The 13,997-nt window shown below is 61.4% G+C and carries 9 protein-coding genes; 3 read left to right on the top strand and 6 right to left on the bottom strand.

What is annotated here, in order from left to right; translation table 11 throughout:
* The first annotated feature begins 112 nt into the window (after window positions 1-112).
* Window positions 113-2,533 (top strand): DNA topoisomerase (ATP-hydrolyzing) subunit B, encoded by a 2,421-nt coding sequence (gyrB, locus tag FDY93_RS15725; protein ID WP_138236714.1) that lies wholly within the window; start codon window positions 113-115, stop codon window positions 2,531-2,533.
* A 116-nt stretch (window positions 2,534-2,649) separates the two neighbouring features.
* Here the strand turns inward: gyrB and FDY93_RS15720 are convergent, their stop codons facing one another.
* Window positions 2,650-3,126 carry a GNAT family N-acetyltransferase gene (locus FDY93_RS15720; protein ID WP_138236713.1) on the bottom strand — a complete coding sequence of 159 codons (477 nt, stop codon included), beginning with the start codon at window positions 3,124-3,126 and terminating at the stop codon, window positions 2,650-2,652.
* A gap of 231 nt (window positions 3,127-3,357) precedes the next feature.
* Here FDY93_RS15720 and FDY93_RS15715 point away from each other — a divergent pair, with 231 nt between their 5' ends.
* Window positions 3,358-3,789, top strand: coding sequence for a DUF1330 domain-containing protein (locus FDY93_RS15715; RefSeq protein WP_220446215.1), 432 nt, complete (start codon window positions 3,358-3,360; stop codon window positions 3,787-3,789).
* Window positions 3,790-3,801: 12 nt separating this feature from the next.
* Here FDY93_RS15715 and FDY93_RS15710 read toward each other — a convergent pair whose 3' ends face one another.
* Window positions 3,802-5,025: a class I SAM-dependent rRNA methyltransferase gene (locus tag FDY93_RS15710; protein ID WP_138236712.1), complete on the bottom strand. Its 1,224-nt coding sequence runs from the start codon at window positions 5,023-5,025 to the stop codon at window positions 3,802-3,804.
* Between the two features lie 184 nt (window positions 5,026-5,209).
* On the opposite strand from FDY93_RS15710, the gene rimO reads away from it, so the two are divergent.
* On the top strand, window positions 5,210-6,580 hold the full coding sequence (rimO, locus tag FDY93_RS15705) for a 30S ribosomal protein S12 methylthiotransferase RimO (RefSeq protein ID WP_138236711.1): 1,371 nt from the start codon (window positions 5,210-5,212) through the stop codon (window positions 6,578-6,580).
* Window positions 6,581-6,667: 87 nt separating this feature from the next.
* Here the strand turns inward: rimO and FDY93_RS15700 are convergent, their stop codons facing one another.
* The 4 genes from FDY93_RS15700 to glyQ all read right to left on the bottom strand — a co-directional run bounded on the left by FDY93_RS15700 (window position 6,668) and on the right by glyQ (window position 13,905).
* The gene (locus FDY93_RS15700) at window positions 6,668-9,682 is read right to left on the bottom strand and encodes a S8 family serine peptidase (protein ID WP_138236710.1); all 3,015 of its coding nucleotides are present in this window, start codon (window positions 9,680-9,682) and stop codon (window positions 6,668-6,670) included.
* A 485-nt stretch (window positions 9,683-10,167) separates the two neighbouring features.
* Entirely contained in the window at window positions 10,168-10,716 is a 549-nt protein-coding gene (gene gmhB, locus FDY93_RS15695; RefSeq protein WP_138236709.1) for a D-glycero-beta-D-manno-heptose 1,7-bisphosphate 7-phosphatase, read from the bottom strand.
* A gap of 115 nt (window positions 10,717-10,831) precedes the next feature.
* On the bottom strand, window positions 10,832-12,913 hold the full coding sequence (gene glyS, locus FDY93_RS15690; RefSeq protein ID WP_138236708.1) for a glycine--tRNA ligase subunit beta: 2,082 nt from the start codon (window positions 12,911-12,913) through the stop codon (window positions 10,832-10,834).
* Window positions 12,913-13,905, bottom strand: a complete 993-nt coding sequence (gene glyQ, locus FDY93_RS15685) for a glycine--tRNA ligase subunit alpha (protein ID WP_166218817.1) — start codon at window positions 13,903-13,905, stop codon at window positions 12,913-12,915. Before glyQ ends, glyS begins: the two co-directional genes overlap by 1 nt.
* Window positions 13,906-13,997: the final 92 nt, after the last annotated feature.

Here is a 13,997-nt window from a genome sequence, read left to right as displayed (position 1 = left end):
AACTGGGTACCGAAGACGACCGACCCGGGCATGTGCAGGGCGGATGAATACATGGACAAACGTTTGAAAATGATAGGCCAGGCCAGTGTGCCGGCGTTAATGGAGCAACAGAATGTCGCAAGAGAATAACTACGATTCCAGTAGCATCAAGGTACTCAAAGGCCTGGATGCGGTGCGCAAGCGCCCGGGAATGTATATCGGCGATACCGACGACGGCACCGGCCTTCACCACATGGTTTTCGAAGTCGTCGACAACTCGATTGACGAGGCGCTGGCCGGTCACTGCGACGAAATTCGCGTGATTATTCACCCCGACGAGTCTGTGAGCGTGTCCGATAACGGCCGCGGCATTCCCACGGAAATTCACGCGGAAGAGGGCATCTCCGCGGCCGAGGTGATCATGACCGTGCTTCACGCCGGCGGTAAGTTCGATGACAACACCTACAAGGTATCCGGCGGTCTGCACGGTGTGGGCGTGTCCGTGGTGAACGCGCTGTCCGAGGAACTGAAGTTGACCATCCGCCGCGGTGGCAAAATCCACGAGCAAATCTACCGGCACGGCGTGCCGGATGAACCCCTGAAAGTGATCGGGGACACCGAGGGCACCGGCACCACCGTGCACTTCAAACCGTCTCCGGCCACCTTCAGTAACATCGAGTTTCACTTCGAGCAACTGGCCAAACGCCTGCGGGAGCTCTCGTTCCTTAACTCCGGTGTGCGCATCGTGCTGAAGGATGAGCGCAGCGGCAAAGAAGAGGTCTACGAGTACGAGGGTGGCCTGCGCGCCTTCGTCGAGTTTCTGAATCAGAACAAGACGCCGATCAACAAGGTGCTGCACTTCCAGAACCAACGCGAAGATGGCATCGCAGTAGAGGTAGCGCTGCAGTGGAACGACTCCTTTCAGGAGAACATCTACTGCTATACCAACAATATTCCCCAGCGCGATGGTGGCACCCATCTCGCGGGCTTCCGCGCGGCGCTCACCCGCGGTCTCAATACCTATATCGAGAAGGAAGGGGTGGGCAAAAAAGACAAAGTGGCCACCACCGGCGACGACGCGCGCGAGGGGCTTACCGCAATCATCTCCGTGAAGGTACCGGACCCGAAATTCTCCTCCCAGACCAAGGACAAGCTGGTCTCCTCCGAGGTGAAACCGGCGGTGGAACAGGAGATGGGGCAGTCGTTCAGCGATTACCTGCTGGAGAATCCGCAGGACGCCAAGGCAGTAGTGGGCAAAATGATCGACGCCGCGCGGGCGCGCGAAGCGGCGCGCAAGGCGCGCGAAATGACCCGCCGCAAGGGCGCACTGGATATCGCCGGCCTGCCCGGCAAGCTGGCGGACTGTCAGCAGAAAGATCCGGCGCTGTCTGAACTATATCTGGTGGAGGGTGACTCCGCCGGCGGCTCCGCCAAACAGGGGCGCGACCGCCGCACCCAGGCAATCCTACCGCTGAAGGGCAAGATCCTGAACGTGGAAAAGGCGCGTTTCGACAAGATGCTGTCCAGTGCCGAGGTAGGCACGCTGATCACCGCACTCGGCTGTGGCATCGGCAAGAGCGAGTTCAACCCGGACAAGCTGCGCTACCACTCGATCATCATCATGACCGACGCCGACGTGGACGGTGCGCATATCCGCACCCTGCTGCTTACCTTCTTCTTCCGACAAATGCCGGAACTGATCGAGCGCGGGCACATCTACATCGCCCAGCCACCGCTGTACAAGATCGGCAAAGGCAAGCAGGAACAATACCTGAAAGACGAGGCGGCGCTGACCCAGTTCCTCACCAACGCCGCGCTGGAAAGCGCTACCCTGTTCGTCAATCCGGAGGCGCCTGGTCTTTCCGGCACCGCACTGGAGTCTCTGGTGAAGGAATACCGCGCGGTAATGGCTACCATCGACCGCCTGTCGCGCCTGTATCCGCAGGAAGTACTGAAGAGCATGGTGTACCTGCCGAGTCTCAAGGCGGATGCTCTGCAATCCCGCGAAGCCATTGAGCAGTGGACAGTACAGCTGCAGGAGCTTCTGGAGCAGCAGGGCGAGGGCGGTGGCCGCCGCCACCGGGTGTCGGTGTCGCAGGACAGCGAGCGCAATCTCTACCTGCCTACGGTGGATGTGGTTGCCCACGGCGTCAGCAGTCGCTACACCGTCAGTCACGACTTCTTTGATTCTGCGGAATACCGCGCCATCTGCCAGCTGGGCGAGAAGCTCCAGGGGCTGTTGGAAGAGGGGGCTTATATCCAGCGCGGCGACAAGCAGCAGCCGGTAACCAGTTTCCCGGATGCCCTGACATGGCTGATGAATGAGAGCCGTCGCGGTTACAGTATCCAGCGCTACAAAGGGCTGGGCGAGATGAATCCGGAGCAACTGTGGGAAACCACCATGAACCCGGAAACCCGTCGCATGCTGCAGGTGACGGTGGAAGACGCCATTGCCGCCGACCAGATCTTTACCACCCTGATGGGCGACCAGGTAGAACCGCGCCGGGAATTCATCGAGAGCAACGCGCTGGCGGTGGAAAACCTCGACGTGTAAAACCGCGAACTTCCCCGTGCAGAAAAGCCCGCTGGGCCGTAAGGCCGCGCGGGCTTTTTTGTGGCGGTCGAATACCCGCGGGGCGGACAATTCCGGAGGCAACCGCCGCCCAGGCGTCAGGCTGCGACCCGGCAGCTCATCCAGATCTCATCCTGATTGGCACTTTGATTGAAATGCCGCGCCGTTTCCACGAAGCCATGCTGCTGCAGGAAATAGCGACCGCGCAGATTTTCCTCCAGCACCTTCGCCTCCAGCTGCGGCCGCCCAAACTTGGCCTGGGCCATCAGCTCGCTGCCAACACCGTGCCGCTGCTTGGTCGGAGACACGAATAGGGTCTCGACCAGCATGTTATCGGTGATTGTAACCAGGCCGTCGGCCAAATCCTTCCCCGTGCGGGAATAGACCCAGTGGCTGATGTCTGAGGGGTCACCGTGCAGTAACCGGTGACGACACTGCGCCGCCAATCGCCGCCGCAACTGACGTGCCGGTGCGGACCAAAAGCTGATGGGCAGACTGGGGTGCGCGCAGCAGGCCAGATGCAGCCAAAGCTGCGAAAGGCGTTCGACATCGGATTCCTGTAGCGGTCTCAGCATAAGTACTCCGAAAGCAGATACTTCGAATTATTTGCGGATACCGAATCCTAGTTTGCCGGCCAGTGGCTCCCAAACGGCACTCACCCGCAGACTTCGCTATCCGGCACGAAATCCGAGGTTATGGCGAGGATGGCGCAACCCATGTGACTATCCAAGGCCTCAATTAGCAGGAATAACAGCAACGCAATAGGAGCAGAGTTGATGACCGGCAATCACCAAGCGGTACAACCCGTGAGAAACACACAGGCTTGCCTACATCCGAACACCGAAGTCATGGAGGCGCTGCGCGCCAGTCCGGCCCGCGGTGAGGTAGTGATGCTGAACCTGCTGAGATTCCGCGCACATGCCGATTATGCACATACGCCGTCATTAGCCCCGGGGGAGCCTATCAGCGGCCAGGCCGCCTACCGAAAGTACATGGCGCGCACCGGAGCAATCCTGGCCCGCCGTGGTGGTGAGGTGGTGTTTCTGGGAGAGGGAGGTGCATTCCTGATCGGCCCGGAACAGGAGCAGTGGGATCTAGCGATGTTGGTGCGGTACCCCTCGCGGGAGGCGTTTCTCGCCTTTATAGAGGATGGCGAGTACCAGGCGGTGTTGGGACACCGAACCGCTGCGCTCGCGGATTCCCGTCTGCTGCCGATGAATCCGCGAGCGCTGAAGTAACAGGGCCCAAAATCAGTAATTACTGCCCGCCGCGAGGTGCACAAAGTGCGCCTTGAGATAGCGGGTTTCCGGGATCGCCGGGTGCACCGGGTGGTCGGCGCCCTGGCCGCCGCTGCCGATGATGCTGATATTTTTGTCGAGATGCCGGCCGGCGCCGCGCAGAATCTCCAGCAGCGTGTCGGACTCCAGGTGCATGGAACAGGAAGCGCTCACCAGCAGGCCGTTCTTTTCCAGCAGGCGCAGCGCCAGCTCATTGATGTGCCGGTAGGCGGCCTCGCCGGACTTCTGGTCTTTGCGGCGCTTGATGAACGCGGGTGGGTCGAGCACGATGGCGTCAAAGCGTTGGCCCTCGTTGATCAGCTCTTTCATCGCGTCGATGGCCTTGCCCTGTATGGTGACCAGATCGTCCCTGCGGTTGTTCAGGGCCGCATTCTCCTCGCACCAGTCCAGTGCCTGGCCGGAAGCGTCCACACAGGTCACTTGCGCTGCGCCGTGAGCGAGCGCTTGCACACCCCAGCCGCCAGCGTAGGAGAAGAGGTCGAGCACATTCAGGCCCTTTACCCATTGGTTCAGGCGCGCGCGGTTGTCGCGGTGGTCGTAGAACCAGCCGGTTTTCTGCCCCTGGTACACCGGCGCCAGCAGTGCGACGCCGTTCTCCTCAAAGGGCACCAGCTGCGGCACTTCGCCGTGGGCCACCTCGGACACTTCCGGCAGCTCTTCCACCTTGCGGCCCTGGTGGTCGTTGCGCAGCAGGATACCCTTGGGTTTCACCAGGGAGACCAGTGCGTCGACGATGTCGCCGAGCAGCGTTTCCATACCCCAGCTGCTGACCTGCACGACCAGGTAGTCGCCAAAACGGTCCACTACAAGGCCGGGCAGACCGTCGGAATCGCCGTATACCATGCGGTAGCTGGGGTGGGGGAAGTAGCGTTCGCGCAGCGCCAGCGCGCTTTCCAGACGGCGCTGTAACTGTTTGCTGTTGAACGGGTCCCCGCGCGACACCAGGCGGCCGCAGATCAGCTGGTTGGGGTTAACCAGCGCATATCCCAGACTCTTGCCGTTGCTGTCGAGAATTTCACACTGCCCGCCGGGCTCCAGCCCCTTCAACGGGCTGCGCTTGGTGTCCACCTCGTTGCTGTAGATCCACAGATGGCCCATCTTGAGACGGCGTTCGGCGCGGGGATTGAGTATCAGTTGTTGCACGGCAGGGCTCCGGTGGTTGAGGCGGGGCGCCATTGTTGTTATCCGGCCGGGGGAACACAAGCACCAATTGCGCGAAGGCCGGGTGTATGCTGCCCGAGGCATAACACAGACGACGGTAACCATAGCATGCGCTATGCAAGGCGACCGCGGCCCGTTAGAATTGCCCGCTTTTTAATCAATGGTGACGGCCGCCCGCGGGCGCCGGCAGAGGACACTCATGAGCAGTGCAGACAATTCAGTGACTGGTGCGACCGTGGTGGAACCGGGCAAATCCGGTTCGGGCAAGGTGGGATTTGTCTCCCTCGGTTGCCCCAAGGCGACCGTGGACTCCGAGCGCATCCTCACCCAGCTGCGCATGGAGGGTTACGAAGTCGTTCCTTCCTACGAAGATGCCGACGTAGTGGTGGTGAACACCTGCGGTTTTATCGACAGCGCAAAGCAGGAATCTCTCGACGCCATCGGCGAGGCCCTGCACGAAAACGGCAAGGTGATCGTTACCGGCTGCATGGGCGTGGAAGAAGATACCATCCGCCAGGCGCACCCGAGCGTGTTGTCGGTCACCGGTCCGCAGCAGTACGAGCAGGTGGTCAACGCGGTGCACGAAGTGGTTCCGCCCAAGGCCGACCACGACCCGTTCGTCGATCTGGTACCGCCGCAGGGTATCAAACTGACCCCGCGCCACTACGCCTACCTGAAAATTTCCGAGGGCTGCAATCACTCCTGCTCCTTCTGCATCATCCCCAGCATGCGCGGCAAGCTGGTGAGCCGCCCGGTGGGCGAGGTGCTGGGCGAGGCGGAGAGACTGGTCAACGCCGGCGTGCAGGAACTGCTGGTGATCTCCCAGGACACCAGTGCCTACGGCGTGGACCTGAAATACAAGCTGGATTTCTGGGATGGCCGCCCGGTGAAGACCCGTATGCTGGAGCTGTGCGAGGCGCTGTCGTCCATGGGCGTGTGGGTGCGCCTGCACTATGTGTACCCGTATCCCAATGTGGATGACGTGATCCCGCTGATGGCGGAAGGCAAACTGCTGCCGTACCTGGACATCCCGTTCCAGCACGCCAGCCCTAAAGTGCTGAAGGCGATGAAGCGCCCCGCATTTGAGGACAAGACCCTGGCGCGCATCAAAAAGTGGCGCGAGATCTGCCCGGAGCTCACCATCCGCTCCACCTTTATTGTCGGCTTCCCCGGTGAGACCGAAGAGGATTTCCAGTACCTGCTGGACTGGCTCTCCGAGGCCCAGTTAGACCGCGTCGGCTGCTTCAAATACTCCGCCGTGGACGGTGCGCCGGCCAACGAACTGGAAGGCGCCGTACCGGAAGACGTGAAGCAGGAGCGCTGGGAGCGTTTTATGGCGCACCAGCAGCAGATCAGTGCCGCGCGCCTGCAGCAGAAAATCGGCCGCAAGATCGAGGTGTTGATCGATGAAGTGGACGAGGAGGGGGCTATCGGCCGCTCCTGGGCCGACGCCCCGGAGATCGACGGCATGGTGTACCTGAATGGCGAAACCAACCTCGCCCCGGGTGACAAGGTGTGGGCGGAAGTGACCCACGCGGACGAGTACGATCTGTGGGCGGAACTGCTGTAAGCCCCGTTACCACCGTTAACTTCTGCTGAAAAACAAAAAGCCCGGGAACCTTGCGGCTCCCGGGCTTTTTAGTGAGCGAGTGCTCGCTTACTGGGTGTCGATCATTACCTCGGTGGTGGCGAGGACCGTGTCCCCATCGGTATGGGTGACAATACCCAGCGCGCGGGATCCGCTGCTGAGACCCTGCCACTCCAGATTCAGATTACCGCTACCGCCGAAACTGGCACTAACTGGGCCTTCCAGGATGGTGTTGCCAGCGTCGCCGTTTAGATTGAAATTGTACAGAGTAAACGGCGTATCGCCGGGAGCTGAGATGTTATCGATCACAAAAACCGCGTAATCTCCCGGCGGCGGATTGATCATGTCCACATGTTCTGCAGACGTCCGTGAGCCGCTGGTACCGACTAACGGATAGCCGGCGGAATCTGGACCCTGCACTTGGATATCGAGATTGTCCGAGCCGTCGCCGTCACCGACTTCCGCATCAAACAGAGCGATACGTGCAAAGCTTGTTCCTTCGGGTACTGTCACAAACTTCAGTACATAGGCACCATCGGCCACAGAATCATCGCTTGGCGTACCGTACGCAAGACCATCGATGACCGCGCTATAAGCACCGGAATAACCGAACACCAGCGGGATCTGCAGACTGCCGTCCGTGCCGCTGCCAGCCACAGCACCGGGCGCGGAAATGGGTACCGGGCGCACCGCGATCGGGCTGCGCACATGGCGCAGACCCTGGGACCAGTTGATGGAACCGAAAGCCCATTCACCGAGCGCCGCATTGGCCGTGGCGGTAAACGTCACGTCAAAGCTCGCCGTTTCCCCTTCCTTCAAACGCAGAAGCCGCGGAGAAACCTCCACGCGCACACCCGGGGGTGCATCGACTTCTGCCCAGTACCACTGAGTACCCTTGGCCACACTGGTGACCCGGCGGGTGACGGTCTGGCTGCCCACCAGTTCGGCGATACCGATGGAGGGCAGGTTGAGGTCGGAGGAATCGGTGGAGAAGCCATTTTCCTCGAGGTAAGTACAGTCTGCCGGGTCCATCAGCTGCGGCTGGTTCTCCGCGCCGCACAGGAAGGCAAAGTAATCCAGCAGCCCGGCGTCGTACACCAGTCCCGGGAAGAAGGCGTTGGCGGGCTGTACCATACCGGCGCCGATGTCGAACGGGTCGGCGGCCTCATCGCCAAAGGACTTTTTCAGGTTCTGGCGCGCCGAGGTCATCAGCGCGGAGCGCGCCATCGCCGGTGTCCACTCCGGGTGCGCCTGCTTCAACAGGGCGAATACGCCGGCGATGTGCGGGCTGGCCATGGACGTACCACTCAGCGCGCCGTAAATCTCACCACCGGACAACACCGGAGAGATGCCCGCGACAATGCCCACGCCGGGGGCGGCGATATCCGGCTTGATGATGTCTGGTGCGCCGCCGTTGGCGCCGCGGGAAGAGAAACCGGCGATGCGGTTATCGCGCGACACCTGGATTTCCGGGCTCAGCGTACCGGCGGTACCGCTCGCGTTTGCCAACGCCAACCCGTCCGGGTGGCGGATCATCACCCCGGGGATGGTGGTATCCGGCGCCGACATGGTGATGGGATCGACGCGATCCGGCGCGGTACCGTCATTGAACACCACAATGGCGCGCGCGCCGGCGGCCGCGGCTTCGTCGTACTTGATCGAGAAGGCGCAGACCCCGCGCACCACCAGCGCAATCTTGCCATTAAGCGCGTCCGCATTGGTCAGCGGGGAGCAGGCGTCCAGTGGCTCCGCGTTGACGATGTCGGCGGAGATGGCACCGGTATCCGCCAGTTGCACCGGGCCGGAACCTTGCAGGCCCTCGAAGATTCCGGCGAGATCCGACGGCGCGCTCACTTCCACGCCGGTGCCGAAGCTCTCGTTGTCTTCCGCTGCGCCCACGGAAGTGACCCAGGGCACACCCGACGGCGTGCCGATGGTGCCGTTACCGGGGCCGGAGTTGCCTGCAGACACAGCGACAAACACACCGGCGTCGGCGGCAAACAGGAAGGCGATATCATCCGGACCGTTGAACTGGGTGCTGGCGCCGCCCACGGAGAAGTTGATTACATCCACACCGTCGGCCACGGCCTGGTCGATGGCGGCCATGGAGTCGGACGAGAAACAGCCGCTGTCGTCAGGGTTGGGTGCATCCCAGCAGACCTTGTACACCGCCACCCGCGCGCGCGGCGCGACACCGCTGAGGGTGCCGGTGGCCTCGCCATTCATAACGCCTTCCACGCCGAAGTTGCCCGCCGCGGTGGTGGCGGTGTGGGTGCCGTGGCCGTCGGCATCCCGCGCCGACAGAAACTCGTAGTCCGCCAGTTCGTTGGCGGCGAGGAAGCCGGCGGAAAACGCCTGCGCCTTCAAGAGCTTGTTGTTGCAGTCAAACGGCATATCCGCGGGATTGAAAGCGCTGTTGCCAAATTCGCAGCCGCTTCCGGTGAAGTGCTCCGGTGCGGGTCCGTACAGAATCGGCCGGCCCAGGTGGCCGCGCTTCGGCGTGCGGGCGTCCTCGAGGCTGGGGTGCTCAGGGTGGATACCGGAATCGATCACGCCAATCACGACATCCTCACCGGTGGCACCGAGCAACCAGGGTCCGGGGAGGTGATCGAGACCGAGATAGCGATAGGTGGAATTGGTTTGCGGCTTCAGCAGCCGGTCCTCCCATACGCCCAGCACGTCCTTGCGGTTGCGCAGCGCCTGCGCCTGTTTGGCGGTCATCTGCGCGGCGAAGCCGTTAAATGCGATCTGGTACTCGTGTACCTTGCGTGCACCGGGAATCGCCTGCAGCGCCTCGCTGCGTTGCTTCGCCAGGTGTGCGGCGTAGTTGCGGATATTGTTGTCGTTGAAATCCAGCCGGCGCGACTTGCCGGCCGCGGACATCTGCGGTTTGGTGGCTGCCAGCCCGGCAATGCCGCCCTCGTAGGCGATCAGCGGCTTGTCGGCGAGTTGAACAACGTAGGTTTTGCGTTTGCCCTCTGCCGGTGCCGGCAGATCGGTGCGCTCATCGGCGACACTGGTTGTGGATAACAACAGGCCGGCGAGTAGCCCCCCGAACAATTTCGGTGCGGAAAACAATTTCATTGAATATGCCCCGTAAAAATAAAAAAACCTGCAGCCATACCGCTTTTGGCGGCTGGGTACAGGCCGTTCCGATGGATAACGGAAAAGATCTCCGATGGAACTGTGGCGCTGGCGCGCCGAATAAACGGAGCGGTGGTGGTGCCTGAGAGTGTCTGCGTCTTTCCCATACTGCGGCTTCGCCCGACACTCCCGGTAATACATCCCGTCATTCTGGTCGTTCCATCAACCTCTGATCCGGTGCACCGCGCGACTTGTTATTTTCCGTTCCGTGGAATTCGCGCGGCGTAGCATCCCTCTCATCGGTTTCTACGGAAACCAATAGCGGGCGGCAATAGGGTGGCGCAACAAGGGTTTTAAAGGTGAAAAAAGTGAAAGTACTTCACAAAACTGTCGCAATTCACTTTGTCATTACGTCGTGAAAATTATCTTCTGGGAGTGGAAGGCGGGAACGGAAACAAGAAAAAACCTCGGCCGCGGTTACACGGTCAGCGCAGCGCGAAGTCGGCAAACTGCGCGAGGTTTTCGAACACTGTGGTGCCAATCAGGGCGGGATCGGGACTTTGAATCAGCGACATCAGGGTTCTATCACCGCAGCCGGTTTTTACCAGCACCGGTTTGCAGCCCTTCGCCACGGCGCATTGCAGATCGGCCATGCGGTCGCCGACAAAATAGCAGTCGTGCAGGCTGGTATCGAATTCCGCCTCGATCGCATCGAGCAGACCGGTGTTGGGTTTGCGGCAGCGGCAGTGGTCTTCGTCGCTGTGGGGGCAGTAAAAAATCGCGGCGATCTCGCCGCCGGCATCTTCCACCAGTGCGCGCATTTTTGCGTGCATGGCTTCCAGGTCGTCGAGGTCGAAATGGCCGAGCGCGAGGCCGCTCTGGTTGGTAGCGATGACCAACTGGTGGCCCGCCTGGCTGAGTTGCGCCATGGCTTCGATACTGCCGGCGATGGGCAGCCACTCGTCGGCACTGCGGACATGGCTGTCCGAATGCTGATTGATCACACCGTCGCGGTCGAGAATGATGATGGCCATGGAGTTAATGCTGTAGTTGAAAGAAACCACATTTGTAGGAGCTTGCTTGCAAGCGAACAGTTCCGGAGTGCGGTTCGGTTCGCTTGCAAGCAAGCTCCTACAGGTGCAGGGCGGCTTACTTGGCGGGTGCCAGCTGAGAGATGTCCGCCACTTCCAGAAACAGCCCGCGCAATTGTGCCAGCAGGGCCAGGCGGTTGTTGCGCAACTGTTCGTCGTCGGCCATCACCATCACGCCGTCGAAGAAGTTGTCCACGGTTTCGCGCAGGCCGGAGAGGCCGGCGAGACCCTCCTCGAAACGCGCTTCGGCGTAGAGTGGGGCGACCGCATCCTGCGCGTCTTTCAGCGCGAGGTACAGCGCCTTCTCCGCGTCCTCCTGCAGCAGCGCCTGCTCTACCTGTGTCGGCGCGGGGCCTTCCAGTTTCGTGAGAATGTTCGATACGCGTTTGTTGGCGGCGGCCAGGGCTTCCGCTTCCGGCAGCTGGCTGAAGCTGTGCACCGCTTTTACACGATTGTCGATATCCAGCGGGCGGGACAGTTTGCGCGCGGAAACCGCGAGGAACACTTCCGCCTTGATACCGGCGTCTTCATAGCGCGCGCGGAAGCGTTCAAGCATGTACGCCAGGGTTTGCTCAACCACATTGTCGTGCTCGGCAAGCGCGGTGCGCGGGTAGCCGTCGCGGGCCAGCGTGAGCAGTTCGCGCAGGTCCAGATCGATATTTTTCTCGACCAATAAACGCAACACACCGAGGCTTGCGCGGCGCAGCGCGAACGGATCGCGCGAGCCGCTCGGCGGCTGGCCAATGCCGAATATGCCTACCAGCGTGTCGATGCGGTCGGCGAGGGCGACGATGGTGCCGGTCCCGGTTTGCGGCAGCTCGTCACCGGCGAATTTCGGCATGTACTGCTCGTACATGGCTTTGGCCACGTCCAGCGGCTCGCCATCGTTTTCCGCGTAGTAGTAACCGGCGATACCCTGCATGTCGGCAAACTCGAACACCATCTCGGTGACGAGATCGGATTTGCACAGCTGTGCGGCGCGCTGCGCCAGTGCGGAGTCGCCACCGATTTTTTCCGCGATGGCCGCGGCGAGTTTTGCCAGGCGCTCGGTTTTGTCGAAGACGGTACCGAGTTTCTGCTGGAACACGATGGACTTGAGTTTTTCCCGGCGCGCTTCCAGGCTGGTTTTCTTGTCGGTCTCGAAAAAGAACGCCGCATCAGACAGGCGCGGGCGGATCACGCGCTCGTTGCCCTCAAGTACCTGCTTGGCATCGGTGCTCTCGATGTTGGCGACCGTCACGAAAAACGGCATCAGCTGGCCGTCTTCGTCCACCACGTGGAAATATTTCTGGTGCTCTTTCATCGACGAGATCAGCGCTTCCGCCGGTACCTCGAGGAAGCGTTTTTCGAAGCGCCCGGTCAGCGCAACCGGCCACTCCACGAGCGCGGTCACCTCGTCCAGCAGTGCGTCGTCGATCACTGCTTCGCCGTTCACATTATTGGCTTCCGCCTGCACCTGCTCGCGGATAATCTCGCGGCGCTCGGCAAAATCTGCCACCACGAAACCCGGCTCGCGCAGCTGCTGTACATAGTCGCTGGCGGAGGCCACGGTGAGTTCGCGATTGTAGTGGAAGCGGTGGCCGCGAGTGGTATTGTCGGCCTTGAGACCGAGTACTTCCGCGTCTACCACTTTGTTGCCGAACAGCATCAGCAACCAGTGCACCGGACGCACGAATTCTTCCTTGCGCGCGCCCCAGCGCATGCGCTTGGGAATAGGCAGTTGTGCCAGGGCTTTGCTGACGATATCGCCGAGCAGTTTTTCAGTGCTCTCGCCTTTCTGCTCGCTGATAAATGCCAGGCGTTCACCCTTGTCGGTCTGCACGCGTGCGAGCTGGTCCACGGTCACGCCGTTGCCGCGGGCAAAACCCTCGGCGGCCTTGGACGGCTTGCCGTCCTTGTCGAACGCGGCGGCTACTGCGGGGCCGTGTTTTTCGATCTGCTTGTCCTGTTGCTGCTCGGCCAGATCGCTCACGGCGACGGCGAGGCGGCGCGGGCTGGCGAAGGCTTTGATTTCGCCGTACGCAAGCTCGGCGTCTTTCAGGCTCTGCTCAATGCCGTCGGCAAATGCCTGCATCAAGGTCGATAGCGCTTTCGGGGGCAGCTCTTCGGTGCCCAGCTCAACCAGAAAATCCTGAGCCATTACTTCTTCTCCTTCTGCGCTTCCTGCTTTTCATGTAGGTGGGCCAATACGTCGTTGCGGGCCTGTTCGGTGGCCAGCGGGAAGCCGAGGGCGTGGCGCGCGTCGAAATAGGCCTGGGCTACTGCTCGTGCCAGGGTGCGCACGCGCAGGATAAAGCGCTGGCGCTCGGTGACGGAAATCGCGTGGCGTGCGTCCAGCAGGTTGAACGCGTGGGAGGCCTTCATCACTTGCTCGTAGGCCGGCAGTGGCAGGCCCAGTTCGATCAGGCGCTGGCTCTCGCGCTCGCAGTGATCGAAGGTGTGGAACAGGAACTCCACGTCCGCGTGCTCGAAGTTGTAGTGGGACATCTCCACTTCGTTCTGATGGAACACATCGCCATAGGTAACCGGGGTGCCATCGGCGTTGCGTGTCCACACCAGGTCGTAGATAGACTCCACACCCTGAAGGTACATGGCGATGCGTTCGATACCGTAGGTGATCTCGCCGGTGACCGGATAGCACTCGAGGCCGCCCACCTGTTGGAAGTAGGTGAACTGGGTCACTTCCATGCCGTTCAGCCACACCTCCCAGCCGAGGCCCCAGGCGCCCAGGGTCGGGGATTCCCAGTTGTCTTCCACGAAGCGGATATCGTGCACCGCCGGGTCGATGCCCAGCGCGCGCAGGCTGTCCAGGTACAGATCCTGGATGTTCGCCGGCGACGGCTTCATCACCACCTGGTACTGGTAGTAATGCTGCAGGCGGTTGGGGTTCTCACCGTAGCGGCCGTCCGTGGGGCGGCGGCAGGGCTGCACATAGGCGGCGTTCCAGGTTTCCGGGCCGATGGCGCGCAGGAAGGTGGCGGGGTGAAAGGTGCCGGCGCCCACTTCCATATCCAGAGGCTGTAGAATGACGCACCCCTGGCGCGCCCAGTATTCCTGCAGGGTAAAAATCAGTCCCTGAAAGGTGCTCAGATCCTGCGCGGGGCTAGATCCGCTGGTTTGTTGCTCGGACACCACACTCTCCGGTTTCAGCTGGGTGAAAAGACAAGGGGCGCAATTATAGCGGTAGCGGGTTGCGCACTAAACAGCGGGCGCGACAAAAGCTC

This window comes from Microbulbifer harenosus, assembly GCF_005771435.1.
GTDB classification, from domain to species: Bacteria; Pseudomonadota; Gammaproteobacteria; order Pseudomonadales; family Cellvibrionaceae; genus Microbulbifer; species Microbulbifer harenosus.
Note: the sequence above shows the minus strand (reverse complement) of the source record. Positions and strands in the feature narration are given on the sequence as shown.